This window comes from Enterococcus sp. MSG3299, assembly GCF_050555765.1.
In the GTDB taxonomy this organism is placed as follows: domain Bacteria; phylum Bacillota; class Bacilli; order Lactobacillales; family Enterococcaceae; genus Enterococcus; species Enterococcus faecalis.
The window spans coordinates 940975-955380 of record NZ_CP187869.1; the positions used below are offsets into that span (position 1 = coordinate 940975).

The following is a 14406-nucleotide window of genomic DNA, read 5'->3' on the forward strand; positions in this document are numbered from 1 at the left end:
AAAGCTTGATTCCTAAGAAGGAGTCAAGCTTTTTAGTTGAATGCTTAAGAAAAATGAGAAAATAGAAAAAATTATTTTCTTGAATAGAAGTACTTGACCTGATGTCCGTTTGCTTGTATTATACTACTTGGGCACCTTTAAGAAGGTCAGAAGTTTGAACGAACTTACAAGCTCCCTATTCGTAATGGATAGGGAGCTTTTCTATTTTTGTTTCTTTTTTATTTGGAGAAACGTAAGAGTCTCAAAGTTGTTTTACTTCTCTCTACAAAATATTATCAAAGAAAGGGTTTTTAACTATTATGACAAAATACATCTTTGTTACAGGTGGCGTGGTTTCTTCTATCGGAAAAGGGATTGTCGCAGCATCTTTAGGACGATTATTAAAAAATCGTGGATTAAAAGTAACGATTCAAAAATTCGATCCATATATTAATGTGGATCCGGGGACAATGAGTCCTTACCAACATGGAGAGGTTTTTGTCACAGATGATGGTGCCGAAACAGACTTGGACTTAGGTCACTATGAACGTTTTATTGATATTAACTTAAATAAATACTCAAACGTAACCACTGGGAAAATTTATTCAGAAGTCTTACGTAAAGAACGTAAAGGGGAATACTTAGGTGCAACAGTGCAAGTTATTCCACACATTACCAATGAAATCAAAGAAAAAATCATGCGTGCAGCGAAAATGACAGATGCTGATGTGATTATCACAGAAGTAGGTGGTACTGTCGGCGACATCGAATCATTACCTTTCCTAGAAGCATTGCGTCAAATGAAAGCTGATATGGGTAGTGACAACGTAATGTACATCCATACAACCTTGATTCCTTACTTAAAAGCGGCTGGCGAAATGAAAACTAAACCAACACAACATAGTGTCAAAGAATTAAGAAGTTTAGGGATTCAACCAAATATTTTAGTGGTCCGTACGGAATTACCTGTTTCTCAAAACACTAAAAACAAATTAGCACAATTCTGTGATGTTAATCCGGAAGCGGTAATTGAATCTCGTGATGTTGAAACGTTATACTCCATTCCATTAGCACTTCAAGCACAAAACATGGATCAAATTGTTTGTGATCATTTAAAATTGGACGCACCGGCTGCAGACATGACTGAGTGGCGTGCATTAGAAGAAAAAGTTCTTAACTTGAAAAAGAAAACAAAAATTGCGCTGGTTGGTAAATATGTTGAATTACCAGATGCTTATATTTCTGTTGTAGAAGCATTAAAACATGCTGGGTTTGATTTTGATTCAGATATCGAAATTGATTGGGTTGATTCACAAGAATTAACTGCTGAAAATGTCGCTGAAAGAATTGGTTCAGCAGATGGTATTTTGGTTCCTGGTGGTTTTGGTGATCGTGGAATTGAAGGGAAAATTGAAGCGATTCGTTTTGCTCGCGAAAATGACGTACCATTCCTTGGTATTTGCTTAGGTATGCAAATGGCCTGTGTAGAATTTGGTCGTAACGTTGTGGGCTTAGAAGATGCTGGTTCTGCAGAAACTAATCCTGACGTGACAAATAACATTATTGATTTAATGGCAGATCAAGAAAATATCGAGAATTTAGGTGGCACACTACGTTTAGGTTTATATCCATGTAAATTGAAAAAAGGAACGAAAACTGCGGCAGCATACGGAAATGAAGATGTTGTCCAAGAACGTCACCGTCATCGTTATGAATTTAACAATAAATATCGTCAATTATTTGAAGAAAATGGCTTAGTTTTCTCTGGAGTTTCACCAGATAATCGTTTAGTTGAGATTGTTGAAATTCCTGAAAAACAATTCTTTGTGGCTTGTCAATTCCACCCAGAATTAATTTCTCGTCCAAATCGCCCACAACGCTTAATCAAAGGATTTGTTGGTGCAGCTTTGGCAAATAAAGAAAGTAAATAAGCAAAAATGGACGAAGTGATTCAGTTCACTTCGTCCATTTTTAATCTAAAAAAGAGCGTGGGACAAAAATCACTTTGGATTTTTGCTCCACGCTCAAAAACTGATAAACGGCGGGAACAGAACCAACTCCTTCGGAAATAAGCTGAAATTCTCCAAAAATCAAAGATCAATTTTCGGAAATTTCTTCTTATTTCTCGGAGCTAAACGGTTCTGTCCCGACCTCTTTTTATGCTGCTTTATTTTCATCTGGTTTAGAACTACTTTCAGGTGGTTGCGGTGGTTCTTGTGAACTAGAACTTGAAGGTTCAGGTGGTTGTTCTGATGTTGCCGGTTGCTCTGCTGAGGAAGAGCTTGCCGGTTGTTCGGTTGATGGTGGCGCTTCAGAGGAAGAAGGCGCACTTTCTGAACTAGAACTTGATGAACTTTCCGCTTCTTTTGTGGAAGAGGATTCCACCGTACTGCTAGATTCCGGCTGTGGTGCTGAAGAGGTAGTACTTGGTAAAACTTGTACATTTGGTACCTCATAGGCATCTTTCACGTATAATTCATTACCTACCCGCACAACACTGTCTGGCTGCACCCAGTCATCGTTTGAAACATTTTGAGACAAGTAACTCATTATTTCACGGTAAACATCCGAGGCAATCCCATAGTATTCTTGATAGATTGGTGTATTTCGATCATTGTATCCAGTCCAAACAGAAACGGCATAGTGTGTCGTATAACCAACAAAGGTACTATCCGGGGCAATTCCTTTTTCTGTTGTGCCCATTCGCGCTAAATCTTCATCAGTATAGTTAGAAGTCCCTGTTTTGGCCGCTTGGATTAAGCCTGGAATGGCGCCGTTAAATCCTGTTCCGCCGTTTAAAACATCTTTTAACATATCCGTCATCATATAGGCGGTAGAGTCTTTCATCGCACGTTTACCATCAGGTTGATAATCAACGCTAGTTCCATCATTGAAAACGACTTTGTTTACGTAATACGGTTTGTTATAAATCCCGTTATTGGCGAAAGCCGCATAAGCTGCTGCTAACTTCAATGAGGAAATTCCATATTTATCGCCATCTACATCGCTTGTGTTACTTGAAATGGCATTCGACGCTTCTAATTTTTTATAGTCAATTCCTAGTCCTTTAATGAAAGGCATGATGTTTTCTTTACCAACTTCATCAAACGTCTGGACCGCGGTGGTGTTACGAGAACCCATAATCGCACGGCGCATAGTAATGACGCCTTGATATGTTAAATCAGAGTTGAAAACATCAATGTCGGTACCAGGATATTTCGTTGGTTTATCCACCATGAGACGACCTGTCGAATAATTTAAATTCTCAATTGCGGGACCATAATCCATGATTGGTTTCACAGTTGAACCAACATCACGTTGGGTGTTAACAGCTAAATTGTTTCCTAATTGCACATCATCTGGAATGTGACGACCACCAATTTGTGCTCGGACCTGTCCAGAGGCAACATCAATAACGGTTGAAGCTACTTGCATTTTATCATCTGGAAACGCAACGTATTGATCACTGTTGACAATATCGTAAAGTTGTTTTTGGGCATTCATATCTAAGTTTGTGTAGATATCTAGTCCGTCTGTGTAAACATTTTTACCAGTTTTTGCTTTCACTTCATTGATTACTTCTTTGACGTAATTATCTACGACTTTTCGATTGTCATCACTGGCTTTTAATGGCACTAAGCCTTCATCGATTGGAGTAGCTTTAGCTTTTTCGTACTCTGCTTTCGAGATTTTTTTATTGTCGTACATTGTGTAAAGTACAACATCCCGGCGTTCTTTAGCAGTATCTGGTTTTGTATAGGGATCGTATGAGTTTGGCGCTTGTGGCATTCCTGCCAGTAGGGCCGTTTGTGGTAAATCAAGTTCAGATAAATGTTTACCATAATAATTTTCAGCCGCTGTTTCCATTCCATAAAAACCATTCGCCATGTAGACTTTGTTAATGTAGTAAGTTAAAATTTCTTCTTTTGATTTTTCACGTTCTAAACGAACAGCCATCCATGCTTCTTGTGCTTTCCGTTTCAAGGTTTGGTCAGATTCTTTTGTAGAGAAGTAGGACAATTTAATTAATTGTTGGGTTAAGGTACTTCCGCCTTGTAATCCACCATTTTTGACATTTGAAAGGGCAGAACCGATAATCCGAATCGGATCCACACCAATGTGTTTATAGAAACGACGGTCTTCGACAGAAACAATGGCATCTTTTAATAATTGAGGCACATCATTTGGTTGAATTAATTCACGCTTTTCTGCGCCTAAATCCTCAAAAATTTCATTATTAATATCGTAAAGCTTCGATGAAACTGTCGCATTTAGTTTGTCATCTTCTAATTTTGGGGCTTGTCGTGCATAGAACCAAAAAAGACCAACGCCTGCTAAAAAAGCGACCATCCCAGCGATAAGTAAGCCAAGAAAGATTTTTAAAACAAGCCGTTTTTTCTTTTTCGGCGGTTGTGTCTTTTTCTTGTAACTCGACTTCGATGAGGTGTTGGATGCATGTCTAGCAGCTCGCGAGCCTGAATTTGCGGTTGGCATAAATAGCAACTCCTTTGTTATACTTTCAAAACTTTATGAATCTAGTGTGTCTGAATATATTGTTCCACTGCGTCGAGATAAGGGATTCGCGGTGCGATTCCAAAAGATAATTCAATTCCTTCTTTCTCGATGAGTGCAAGCGGCATAGATTTTTTTCCAGTAACTGCTTGGTTTTTCCAATGCGTTATTAGATTTTCACCACTAAAAAAGAAGCAGCGTTTTAAGCTTGAAAACCATAATAGCACAAAACAAATCCCTTGTTGTGCTATACATTGTTCCATATGATCAATTTGATGTTGATGAAAATTTTTAAAGGGAAAGGACGTGGTATTTTTCGTTTCTTTCGCTTCAAAATCTATGTAACGGCCTTGATATACACCGTTATAATCAGTCGTTGAGGCTTGTCTAAAGTAGGCCTCCTTAATAACAGCCGCACTTCGTTTGGGATAATCTACTTTAACAATTTGAACAGGAGTGGGTTTCTTATGAACGACTGCTTGCTTATTCAATAGATAATATTGATTGCTTTGATTGATCGCTTCTTCGAAATCCATCCCGCGATTACCAAATTCAACGGGGCGTTTCTTTTTTACTTGTTTTTTTGGTGATTGTGCTTCATGATGATTATAAGGTATTCCGTTAGGATAATGGAACGTCACGTTTATCACACTCCTAGCCTGTATTATACCAAAAAAAAGACCTGAAAGAAAAGGGATGACTTATGGAAATGATAAAAACCCTCTATGTCACCGGTTATCGCAGCTTTGAATTGGGGATATTTCAAGGAAAAGACCCGAAAATCACAGTTATTAAAAATGTCTTAAAAAAAGAGTTAGCCAGTTATATTGAAGCGGGAGTAGAATGGATTTTGATTTCTGGCAATTTAGGTGTTGAACTTTGGACAGCTGAAGTAGTTGGGGAATTAAAAACGGAATATCCAGAAGTTCAGCTAGGTTTGCTTTATCCATTTAAAGACTTTGGCAATAATTGGAATGAACAAAATCGAGAACTGTTAACGAAAGCGGAAAGTTTGGCTGATTATATCAACTCAGTAAGTCACCAGCCCTATCAATCGCCAGCACAATTAAAAATGCATACAAAATTTCTTTTGGAACATTCTGGAGGCAGCTTACTTATTTATGACAAAGAGTACCCTGGCAAAACGGAGTATTTTTTAAAGGACGCACAACATTTTTCGGAACGAGAACCCTATGATATTCGCTTAATTACAATGGATGATTTACAAAACTCGGTGATTGATTAGAGAATCTGTTTGATTTTCTAGCTATTTTTCGTTACAATAGTATTTGTGGAACTATGAAATTTTCTATCGTAAATAAACAAATGAGGTGTAAACATGGCAAATTTAGTATATAGTCCTAAAGACATTTTACAAAAAGAATTTAAAACGAAAATGATGAACGGGTATGACCCAATTGAAGTAGACGAATTTTTAGACAATGTTATTAAAGACTACGAAGCTTATAATAAAGAATTATTAAGCTTGCAAGAAGAAAACAGCCGCTTAATGGCAAAATTAGACCAATTATCAAAAGCCCAACCAACGCCTCGTGTTGCTCAAGAAGTACCAAAAAGTGCAGCAGTGACCAACTTTGATATTTTAAAACGTTTATCAAACTTAGAGCGTGAAGTTTTTGGTAAAAAGTTAGATGAAACACCTTCAACACCTGTAACGCCTTCTGCACCGTCAATGCCTGCAGAACCAGCGAATCATGATGTTGATAATGCACAAACACGTCAATTTTAACAAGACAATTTAAGTCAAGTTTTCACGAGGAACAAAAAGCATTTATTAGAATAGCGGACACTTGTTGTAGTGTGTAAATTTTTGCTGTTCGTCTAAACAGATTTGTAATTTTCGGGTGATCGCGGTTTGCTTTTGCAAGCTGAGGAAAGTCCATGCTCGCACAAGCTGAGATGCTTGTAGTGTTCGTGCTTAGCGAAATCATAAGCTAAGGTACTCTTTTAGAGTAACGGCAGGAAAAATGACTAAGGTTTCGACTATGTCAAAGTATCCTTGAAAGTGCCACAGTGACGAAGCGATGTGGGAAACTCCATCGGTGGAACGCGGTAAACCCCTCGAGCGAGCAACCCAAACAATGGTAGGGGCGCTCTTCTAAAGGAAATGAACGAGTAGAAGAGGCAGAGTTTACTCTGCAGATAGATGATGACCGTCACCAATTTTTCCTGAAGAATTGGTGATACAGAACATGGCTTATAGAAAATTACAAGTAATTCAGGAAGACCTTCCAACGTAGTTGTGAAGGCTTTTTTTACGAAAAGAATAAAAAAATGTTAAAATAAAGAAACTGAGACAAAAGTAGTAAGCTGTCTGTTCTAAAGAGGCCGGGACAGGACCGTTTAGTTCAGAGAAAGCGGACAATTACAAAAAACAAGCGGAGCAGTAGTCGGCAGGACTGTTAGCTCCAGACAATAAAAAAGAGTCAAGAAGGAGTTTTTATGACGAAAGAAAAAACATTCAAACTTGTTGCAACGGCTGCTAGTGGCTTAGAAGCATTAGTTGGAAAAGAATTGCGTGATTTAGGGATTCCCTGTGAAGTAGAAAATGGCCGGGCCGTCTTTGAAGGCACTGTTGAAACAATTGCCACTGCCAATTTATGGCTACGAACAGCAGATCGGATTAAAATCGTCGTTGGCGAATTTAACGCCTATAGTTTTGATGAATTATTTGAAAAAGTTAAAGTACTTCCTTGGGAAGATTATTTGCCTTTAGATGCAGAATTTCCAGTTGCAGGTAAATCAATTAAGTCAAAATTGTATAGTGTTCCTGATTGCCAAGCCATCACCAAAAAAGCCATTGTTAACCGTTTAAGAGAAGTTTACCATCGTCCAGCGACGGTGCCTTTAACCGAAACAGGAGCTTTGTTTAAATTAGAAGTGGCTCTTCTAAAAGATAAAGTGACGTTGACGTTGGACACGACTGGACCAAGTTTATTTAAACGAGGCTATCGCATTGAAAAGGGGGGCGCACCTCTTAAGGAAAACATGGCAGCTGCTTTAGTGATGTTGACCAATTGGCGCAAAGATCGTCCTTTTTATGATCCAGTTTGTGGTTCTGGAACAATTTGTATTGAAGCAGCATTAATTGGCCATAACATTGCCCCTGGCTTTAATCGTAGTTTCACTTGTGAAACATGGGATTGGGTTGATCCAGCGATTTTTGAAAAAGTACGTAACGAAGCCGAGGCAAAGGCAGACTACGATGTTGAATTAGATATCTGTGGCTCAGATGTTGATGGGCGAATGATTGAAGTCGCACGAGCGAATGCTGAGGAAGTTGGTTTAGGTGATTCAATTACCTTTAAACAATTGGCATTAAAAGATTTTACAACCGAGAAGGAATATGGTGTAATGGTAGCTAACCCGCCTTATGGTGAGCGTTTAGGAGAAGAGGAAAGTGTTCGTCGTTTGTATAAAGAAATGGGCCATGTTTTCCGTCCGTTAACTACTTGGAGCAAGTATATACTGACGAGTGATCTTGCTTTTGAAGAATATTATGGTGCCAAAGCTACTAAAAAACGGAAGCTTTACAACGGAGCCTTACGAACAGATTTATTCCAATACTGGGGAACACGTCCACCAAGAAAACCACGGGAAGACTAAGAAAGCTGGTGTAAAAAAATGAAGGAAGCTGTATTTTTACAAGAAGTGAAAGAAATTCAATTACTAAAAAATGCCTTGACATTATTAGACTGGGATTCATCAACTGGGATGCCAGAAAAAAGTAGTCCTTTTCGAGGAGAAGTAGAAGGGTATTTAACCGGATTATATTTTGAACGAAGTATTGGCCCAGTTATTCAAGAAGCATTGGCCTATTTTGAGACACGCCCTGAAGAATTATCTGAATTAGGGAAACTGGTTTTTGAAAAAGTAAAAGAAGAATATGCTTTGAATAAAAATGTTCCAGCTGAACGTATGCAAGAATATGTTAAAGTATTAAACCAAGCACATACAGATTGGCTAAAAGCACGCGCTGCACAAGATTTCGGCTTGTTAGAAGAAACCTTAACGAAGGTCGTTGCGTTCCAAAAAGAGTTCATTCCTTATTGGCAAAAAGAAGAAAAAACACCGTACGATGTGTTATTAAATCAATTTGAACCGGGGATGACGGTTGAGAAGCTAGACCAAGTATTCGACCAAGTAAAACAAGGGATTCAAGAAATTCGGACCGTTTTGGCAGAAAAAGGTACGTCGCCTAGAACTGACTTTTTATCTAGAAAAATGACCAAAGAACAACAACGCCGTTTTGTGATTGGTGTGGTTGAGCAATTAGGCTATGATTTTTCAAAAGGCCGATTAGATGATACAGTTCATCCATTTATGACAGCTCTAAATCGAAATGATGCGCGGATTACTACGCGCTGGGAAGAAAATAATTTCTCAATGGCAACATTTGGTGTGATTCATGAAGCGGGTCATGGGATGTATGAACAAAATTTTAATCCTAAATTTGACTTTACGCCACTAAGCGAAGGCGCCTCTATGGGGATTCACGAATCACAATCGCTCTTTAATGAAATTATCATTGGTAGCAACCGAGCTTTTTGGCAAAAACAATACCCGTTTTTCCAAGAATGCGCAGAAGGCACTTTTGATGATATTGCTTTTGAAGATTTCTATGCTTCTTTAAAAGAAACGAAAGCAAGTTTGATACGGATTGATTCCGATAGTCTCACCTATCCTTTGCATATCATTATTCGTTATGAAATTGAAAAAATGTTGTTTAATGGTTCTTTGGAAGTCGCTGATTTGCCAAAAGTGTGGAACGAAAAATACCAAGAGTACTTAGGCGTATCACCTGAAAATGATTTAGAAGGTGCCCTTCAAGATGTTCATTGGTCTGGAGGTAGCTTTGGTTATTTCCCATCTTATGCCTTGGGTTATATGTACGCCGCGCAACTATTTCACGCAATGAAACAAGAATTATCTGTTGATGAAATTTTAGCTTCGGAGGATTATTCTGATATCCGTAAATGGTTAACACAACATATTCATCAGTACGGCGCTTCACGTAAACCAAATCAATTAATTTATGATGCAACGGGAGAAGAATTGAATCCTAGTTATTTAATTGATTATATGAAAGCTATTTATTTTGATGTTTATCAAGTGCAATAAGTGAAACAAGCAAGGGGAAGTGGACAACAACAATGTTATCAATTCGTGAATATTTAGAAGCTGGTGAAACAACAATCTCAAACTTACTATTTGATCATTACCAAAAAATTGGTTTGAAAGATGATGAATTTCTCTTTTTACTGCAACTTTTTCGTTCGCAAAATGCAGGCGATTTATTTCCAGACTTAATGGCGATTGCAGAGACGATGGGCAAAACGCCAGATACGATTTATAAGTTGTTAAATCAATTGGTTTCTCGCGGATTTATTCGAATTGAAACACAACAAAACCAAAAAGGTCAAATGATGGATACGTATGATTTACTGCCTGTTTTTCAAAAGATTCAATTATTTTTACAAACGAGCAAAGAAAAACAAGTTGTCGCAAACCACGAAGATGAAATTAAACAGCTTTACCAAGGCTTTGAAAAAGAATTCGGACGTCCACTTTCACCCATTGAATTAGAAATGATTGGTCAGTGGTTGAACACGGACCATTATTCCCCTGAGTTAATCCGGTTAGCGTTGCGAGAAGCTGTTTTAAATCAGGCGTATAGTTTGAAATATATTGATCGTATTTTACTTGCGTGGGAGCGTAAAAATATTACCACCAAAGAACAAGTGGCTGCTGATCAGAAAAAACGAAAAGATTCTATGATTCAAAATGAGATTGAACAACAAGGTCAGACACAAGAATCGTTACCAAAGGTTACATTACACAATTGGTTAAATCCAGAAGACAGTGAATAAAAAGGAGGTGGGCCATGCTATCAAAAGAGAAAACGATGGAAGCTATTGAAATTATGTATGAGATGTTTCCAAATGCAGAATGTGAATTAAAACATAAGAATCCTTTTGAATTATTAATTGCTGTGATTTTAAGTGCGCAAGCAACCGATGTATCGGTAAATAAAGCGACTCCTGGTTTATTCGCAGCTTTTCCAACACCAGAAGCTTTAGCAGCTGCGCCGGTGGAGGAGATTATTGCTAAAATAAAAACCATTGGCTTATATCGCAATAAAGCAAAAAATATTAAAGCGTGCGCACAACAACTTTTAGAACGTTTCAATGGAGAAGTTCCGCAAACCAGAGATGAACTGGTCAGTTTACCTGGCGTGGGGAGAAAAACAGCCAATGTAGTAATGGGAGATGCTTTCGGCGAACCGGCTTTTGCAGTAGATACACACGTGGAACGAGTGTCCAAGCGCCTTAGAATTTGTAAGCTAAATGCGAATGTTACTGAAGTTGAGCAGACCTTAATGCGTAAAGTTCCGAAAGAACTCTGGGTGAAAACGCACCATACCATGATTTTCTTTGGGCGTTATCACTGCCTAGCAAGAGCGCCTAAATGTGAAGCCTGTCCGCTACTCTATATGTGTCAAGAAGGCAAAGAACGGATGAAAGGGAAATAACATATTTTTTCCTAAAAAAGCGAGCCACAAGTCCAACCGACTTGTGGCTTGCTTTCTTTTTTGATGTTTAAGAAACGCAACAAATGATTGCGGTTTCTTAAAAATTGATTTAGTATAGACATTGTGGTATATACTAGAAAATTTATTTTTTTGAAGAAAGATAGGCGATGAAATGACAGAAAATGCACCCAAATTTAAGCAAATTTCTGCAGAAATTGAAAAGAAGATTCGAGACGGTCTGTATGTAAGTGCACAAAAATTACCTTCAGAATATGATTTAGCTAAAGAATATAACTGCAGTCGCTTGACCATCCGTAAAGCGATTGATGATTTGATCCGCAAAAATATTTTGGTAAAACGACATGGTAAAGGTAGTTATGTGATGTCGCAAGCGAAAATTCAAAGTGGTCGCGCTGGCTTACAAGGTTTTACTGAGGCAGCCAAAGCTTACGGGAAAAAAAGTCAGACAGAAGTCATTTCCTTTGAAGAAGTAGTACATCCCGATGAGAAAATTCGGGAGGCGCTCCAAGTAGGCAAAAATGAGGCGATTTATGAACTGATTCGCCGCCGAATGTTAGACGGCGAGCCAATGACAGTTGAAAAAATTTATTTGCCACAGGCATACGTACAAGGCTATACGAAGCAAGACTTCGAGGGCTCTCTTTTCTGCTTAATCGAGAAGAACGTCGAGATTGCTTATTCGCATCAAGAAATTGAAGCAATCTTAGTTGAAGCGGAAATTTCAGAATTATTGAATGTTCCTGTGGGCCAACCACTTTTACAAGTCCACTCTATCACCTATGCGCTTGATGCAACTCCTATTTTATATGATGTCTCTTTATATCGAGCAGATCGGTACACGTTTAAAAACACACTGACCCGCTATAGCCCGTCTGAAAACAACCAAGTGGAGCTAGGAGGTTCTTGGAACGAATGAAGATAAAAGAAGAAATAGCCGCTCAAAAAGATTTATTTTATGAAGACTTAAACAAAATTATGGCGATTCGAAGTGTGAAAGGGTCGCCTAAAAAAGAGGCACCTTTTGGCGAAGGACCGAAAAGAGCCTTGGAAGAAACGCTGAAACTGGCAGAGCGTTATGGTTTTCAAACTGGGATTGTCAATGACGCAGTTGGCTATGCGCAATGGGGAACAGCGGAAGAATATCTGGGAATTATTGGTCATTTAGATGTAGTACCAGAAGGTTCTGGCTGGTCAGTGCCGCCCTTTCAATTAACGAAAAAAAATCAACGTTTGTATGGTAGAGGAATTCTAGATAATAAAGGTCCTATCTTGGCTTGCCTGTATGGAATGAAATTACTGAAAGAACTTGGTTACCAACCAAAGAAAACCATTCGCTTAATGTTTGGCACGGATGAAGAAAGTGGGAGTGGAGATATCCCCTTATATTTAGAGAAGGAAAACGCACCCGTTTTTGGATTTACTCCAGATTGTAAATATCCAGTAGTTTATGGGGAGCGAGGGATTGTTAATTATGAGATCACAACAACCATCCCAGATGATTCAAGTGAACAAATTGGTCAGATTATAGGTGATCAAGCAAAAGACCACGTACCTGATCAATTAAGTGTGGTGATTGCGGGAAAAACAACAGCAATCACGGGAAAACGCGCCCCTTCCAATGCGCCAGAACTAGGCAAGAACGCGATTACTTTATTGGCACAGAAAATTAGCGAGGAACAGTTAGTCAAAGGAAATTTATTACAGTATTTCGACTGGTTAACCGCTAGTTTTCACGAAAAGCACTATGGCGAAGGAGTAGCTCTGGACTTTAAGGATCAGGATAGTGGGCAATTGATTTTAACGCCCTATGCGTTGGAAAAACGAGGACAGCAATTGGTGTTATCATTGGCCGTGCGTTATCCTGTTTCTATTACAGAAAACGAAGTAACCACGCAGCTAACGAAGGCACTATTTCCAGAAAGTAAAGTGACCGTCATCCGCCGCCTCCCTAGTACGTTGTTTCCAAAAGATGAGCGCAATGTTCAAAAATTAACCAAGGTTTATGAACAAATTACTGGCTTAGATGGGACGCCAGTTACAACTACAGGTGCTACGTATGCTCGCTTTATGCCGAATATCGTTGCTTTTGGTCCGTCATTTCCTGGTCAAAAAGGCATTGCGCATAACCAAGATGAATATATGGATGAAAAAGATTTACTGCTTAATCTGGAAATCTATATGCAAGCGATGATTGCATTAACAGAAGCGTAAAACCAATAGAAGATACACGTATGAGAAGAAACCAATGTGTTTCGTAGAGGTCGCATACGTGTATCTTCTATTTTTCTGTATAAAATTTCATTTTCAGTATATACAAAACAGTATATACTAGTTTATAATGGTGGAGAAATGTAAGCGTTAACGAAAGGGCGGATGGAAAATGACTTGGGGTGCAATTGCGACATGGCGGATGGCACATGATGGGTTACTAAAAGCTACAGAAGAATTACAACAAGGAGGTGCTGCAGGCACAGCTGTGGAACAATTAATTAAAGAAGTAGAAGACTATCCTTTTTATAAGTCAGTGGGCTACGGCGGTTTACCTAATGAGGAAGGGATTTTAGAAATGGATGCTGCCTATATGGATGGAGATACATTTGCAATTGGTGCTGTGGCAGGAATTACAGATGTTAAAAATCCGATTTCAGTGGCTAAAGCATTAAGTAAAGAGAAGTTTAATAGTTTTCGTGTTGGCGCAGGTGCAACGAAATATTCAATGTTGCACGGTTTTGAAAGAAAGAATATGTTGACAGAACGTGCTAATCAATGGTGGCAAAAGCGTTTAAAAGAAATTCAGGAAAATCAGTTGAACCCCTATGATGGGCATGATACTGTCGGCGCTATTACGTTAGACCAAACAGGATCAATGGCAGCTGGCACTTCCAGTTCGGGACTCTTCATGAAAAAAGCAGGACGTGTTGGTGATTCACCACTGTCAGGTTCTGGTTTTTATGTTGATAGCGAAATTGGTGGTGCTGCGGCTACAGGATTAGGTGAAGATTTAATGAAAGGCTGTCTTTCTTATGAAATCGTCCGTTTAATGGGGGAAGGGCGCTCGCCACAACAAGCATGTGATCAAGCGGTCTATGCTTTTCACGAAAAATTGACCCAACGTTATGGGAAAGCAGGAGCTTTTTCACTAGTGGCCATGAACAAACAGGGAGACTGGGGCGTAGCTACGAATGTGGAATTTACTTTTACGGTTGGTACTGATATGCAGCAACCAGAAATCTATATTGCAAATCCAGGCAAGAATCATACCACAGAGATTCAGCCGATTTCACAAGAATGGTTAGCGGCCTATGAAAAAAGAATTAAAGCACCAATTGAATAAATGAGGA

The 14406-nt window shown here is 38.8% G+C and carries 13 protein-coding genes and 1 other RNA gene; 11 read left to right on the forward strand and 3 right to left on the reverse strand.

All coding sequences use genetic code 11. From position 1 onward, the window contains the following. Positions 1 to 299: 299 nt before the first annotated feature. The gene (locus IGL23_RS04720; protein ID WP_002357995.1) at positions 300 to 1910 is read left to right on the forward strand and encodes a CTP synthase; all 1611 of its coding nucleotides are present in this window, start codon (positions 300 to 302) and stop codon (positions 1908 to 1910) included. Between the two features lie 40 nt (positions 1911 to 1950). Here the strand turns inward: IGL23_RS04720 and IGL23_RS04725 are convergent, their stop codons facing one another. The 3 genes from IGL23_RS04725 to recU form a co-directional block, all read right to left on the reverse strand. Beyond that, complete coding sequence (locus IGL23_RS04725) at positions 1951 to 2073, reverse strand: hypothetical protein (protein WP_260275002.1); 123 nt, start codon at positions 2071 to 2073, stop codon at positions 1951 to 1953. A gap of 63 nt (positions 2074 to 2136) precedes the next feature. Beyond that, positions 2137 to 4473: a PBP1A family penicillin-binding protein gene (locus tag IGL23_RS04730; RefSeq protein ID WP_033595029.1), complete on the reverse strand. Its 2337-nt coding sequence runs from the start codon at positions 4471 to 4473 to the stop codon at positions 2137 to 2139. Positions 4474 to 4514: 41 nt separating this feature from the next. Next, entirely contained in the window at positions 4515 to 5132 is a 618-nt protein-coding gene (recU, locus tag IGL23_RS04735) for a Holliday junction resolvase RecU (RefSeq protein WP_002388848.1), read from the reverse strand. A 62-nt stretch (positions 5133 to 5194) separates the two neighbouring features. Between recU and IGL23_RS04740 the strand changes: the two genes are divergently transcribed. From IGL23_RS04740 to IGL23_RS04785, 10 genes are all read left to right on the forward strand, one after another. Further along, entirely contained in the window at positions 5195 to 5737 is a 543-nt protein-coding gene (locus IGL23_RS04740; protein ID WP_002360568.1) for a DUF1273 domain-containing protein, read from the forward strand. A 93-nt stretch (positions 5738 to 5830) separates the two neighbouring features. After that, on the forward strand, positions 5831 to 6241 hold the full coding sequence (gene gpsB, locus IGL23_RS04745) for a cell division regulator GpsB (RefSeq protein ID WP_002363721.1): 411 nt from the start codon (positions 5831 to 5833) through the stop codon (positions 6239 to 6241). A 107-nt stretch (positions 6242 to 6348) separates the two neighbouring features. Beyond that, positions 6349 to 6717: RNase P RNA component class B (gene rnpB, locus IGL23_RS04750), an RNA gene on the forward strand. 237 nt (positions 6718 to 6954) lie between these two features. Beyond that, positions 6955 to 8118, forward strand: coding sequence for a THUMP domain-containing class I SAM-dependent RNA methyltransferase (locus IGL23_RS04755; RefSeq protein ID WP_033595027.1), 1164 nt, complete (start codon positions 6955 to 6957; stop codon positions 8116 to 8118). An 18-nt stretch (positions 8119 to 8136) separates the two neighbouring features. Further along, entirely contained in the window at positions 8137 to 9633 is a 1497-nt protein-coding gene (locus tag IGL23_RS04760; protein WP_033595025.1) for a carboxypeptidase M32, read from the forward strand. 32 nt (positions 9634 to 9665) lie between these two features. Continuing rightward, positions 9666 to 10382: a DnaD domain protein gene (locus tag IGL23_RS04765; protein WP_002357986.1), complete on the forward strand. Its 717-nt coding sequence runs from the start codon at positions 9666 to 9668 to the stop codon at positions 10380 to 10382. A gap of 14 nt (positions 10383 to 10396) precedes the next feature. Further along, positions 10397 to 11044, forward strand: a complete 648-nt coding sequence (gene nth, locus IGL23_RS04770; protein ID WP_002357985.1) for an endonuclease III — start codon at positions 10397 to 10399, stop codon at positions 11042 to 11044. A gap of 172 nt (positions 11045 to 11216) precedes the next feature. Next, positions 11217 to 11981, forward strand: coding sequence for a GntR family transcriptional regulator, LSA1692 subfamily (locus IGL23_RS04775; RefSeq protein WP_033595023.1), 765 nt, complete (start codon positions 11217 to 11219; stop codon positions 11979 to 11981). Further along, positions 11978 to 13276, forward strand: a complete 1299-nt coding sequence (locus IGL23_RS04780; protein WP_033595021.1) for a Sapep family Mn(2+)-dependent dipeptidase — start codon at positions 11978 to 11980, stop codon at positions 13274 to 13276. The genes IGL23_RS04775 and IGL23_RS04780 overlap by 4 nt, the downstream gene beginning before the upstream one ends. 169 nt (positions 13277 to 13445) lie before the next feature. Beyond that, positions 13446 to 14399: a N(4)-(beta-N-acetylglucosaminyl)-L-asparaginase gene (locus tag IGL23_RS04785; RefSeq protein WP_002361636.1), complete on the forward strand. Its 954-nt coding sequence runs from the start codon at positions 13446 to 13448 to the stop codon at positions 14397 to 14399. Positions 14400 to 14406 lie beyond the last annotated feature (7 nt).

Coding starts and splice junctions, on each gene's coding strand:
- IGL23_RS04760 (WP_033595025.1), top strand. CDS start 8,137: ATGAAGGAAGCTGTATTTTTACAAGAAGTGAAAGAAATTCAATTACTA.
- IGL23_RS04730 (WP_033595029.1), bottom strand. CDS start 4,473: ATGCCAACCGCAAATTCAGGCTCGCGAGCTGCTAGACATGCATCCAAC.
- IGL23_RS04765 (WP_002357986.1), top strand. CDS start 9,666: ATGTTATCAATTCGTGAATATTTAGAAGCTGGTGAAACAACAATCTCA.
- nth (WP_002357985.1), top strand. CDS start 10,397: ATGCTATCAAAAGAGAAAACGATGGAAGCTATTGAAATTATGTATGAG.
- IGL23_RS04785 (WP_002361636.1), top strand. CDS start 13,446: ATGACTTGGGGTGCAATTGCGACATGGCGGATGGCACATGATGGGTTA.
- IGL23_RS04755 (WP_033595027.1), top strand. CDS start 6,955: ATGACGAAAGAAAAAACATTCAAACTTGTTGCAACGGCTGCTAGTGGC.
- gpsB (WP_002363721.1), top strand. CDS start 5,831: ATGGCAAATTTAGTATATAGTCCTAAAGACATTTTACAAAAAGAATTT.
- IGL23_RS04775 (WP_033595023.1), top strand. CDS start 11,217: ATGACAGAAAATGCACCCAAATTTAAGCAAATTTCTGCAGAAATTGAA.
- IGL23_RS04740 (WP_002360568.1), top strand. CDS start 5,195: ATGGAAATGATAAAAACCCTCTATGTCACCGGTTATCGCAGCTTTGAA.
- IGL23_RS04720 (WP_002357995.1), top strand. CDS start 300: ATGACAAAATACATCTTTGTTACAGGTGGCGTGGTTTCTTCTATCGGA.
- IGL23_RS04780 (WP_033595021.1), top strand. CDS start 11,978: ATGAAGATAAAAGAAGAAATAGCCGCTCAAAAAGATTTATTTTATGAA.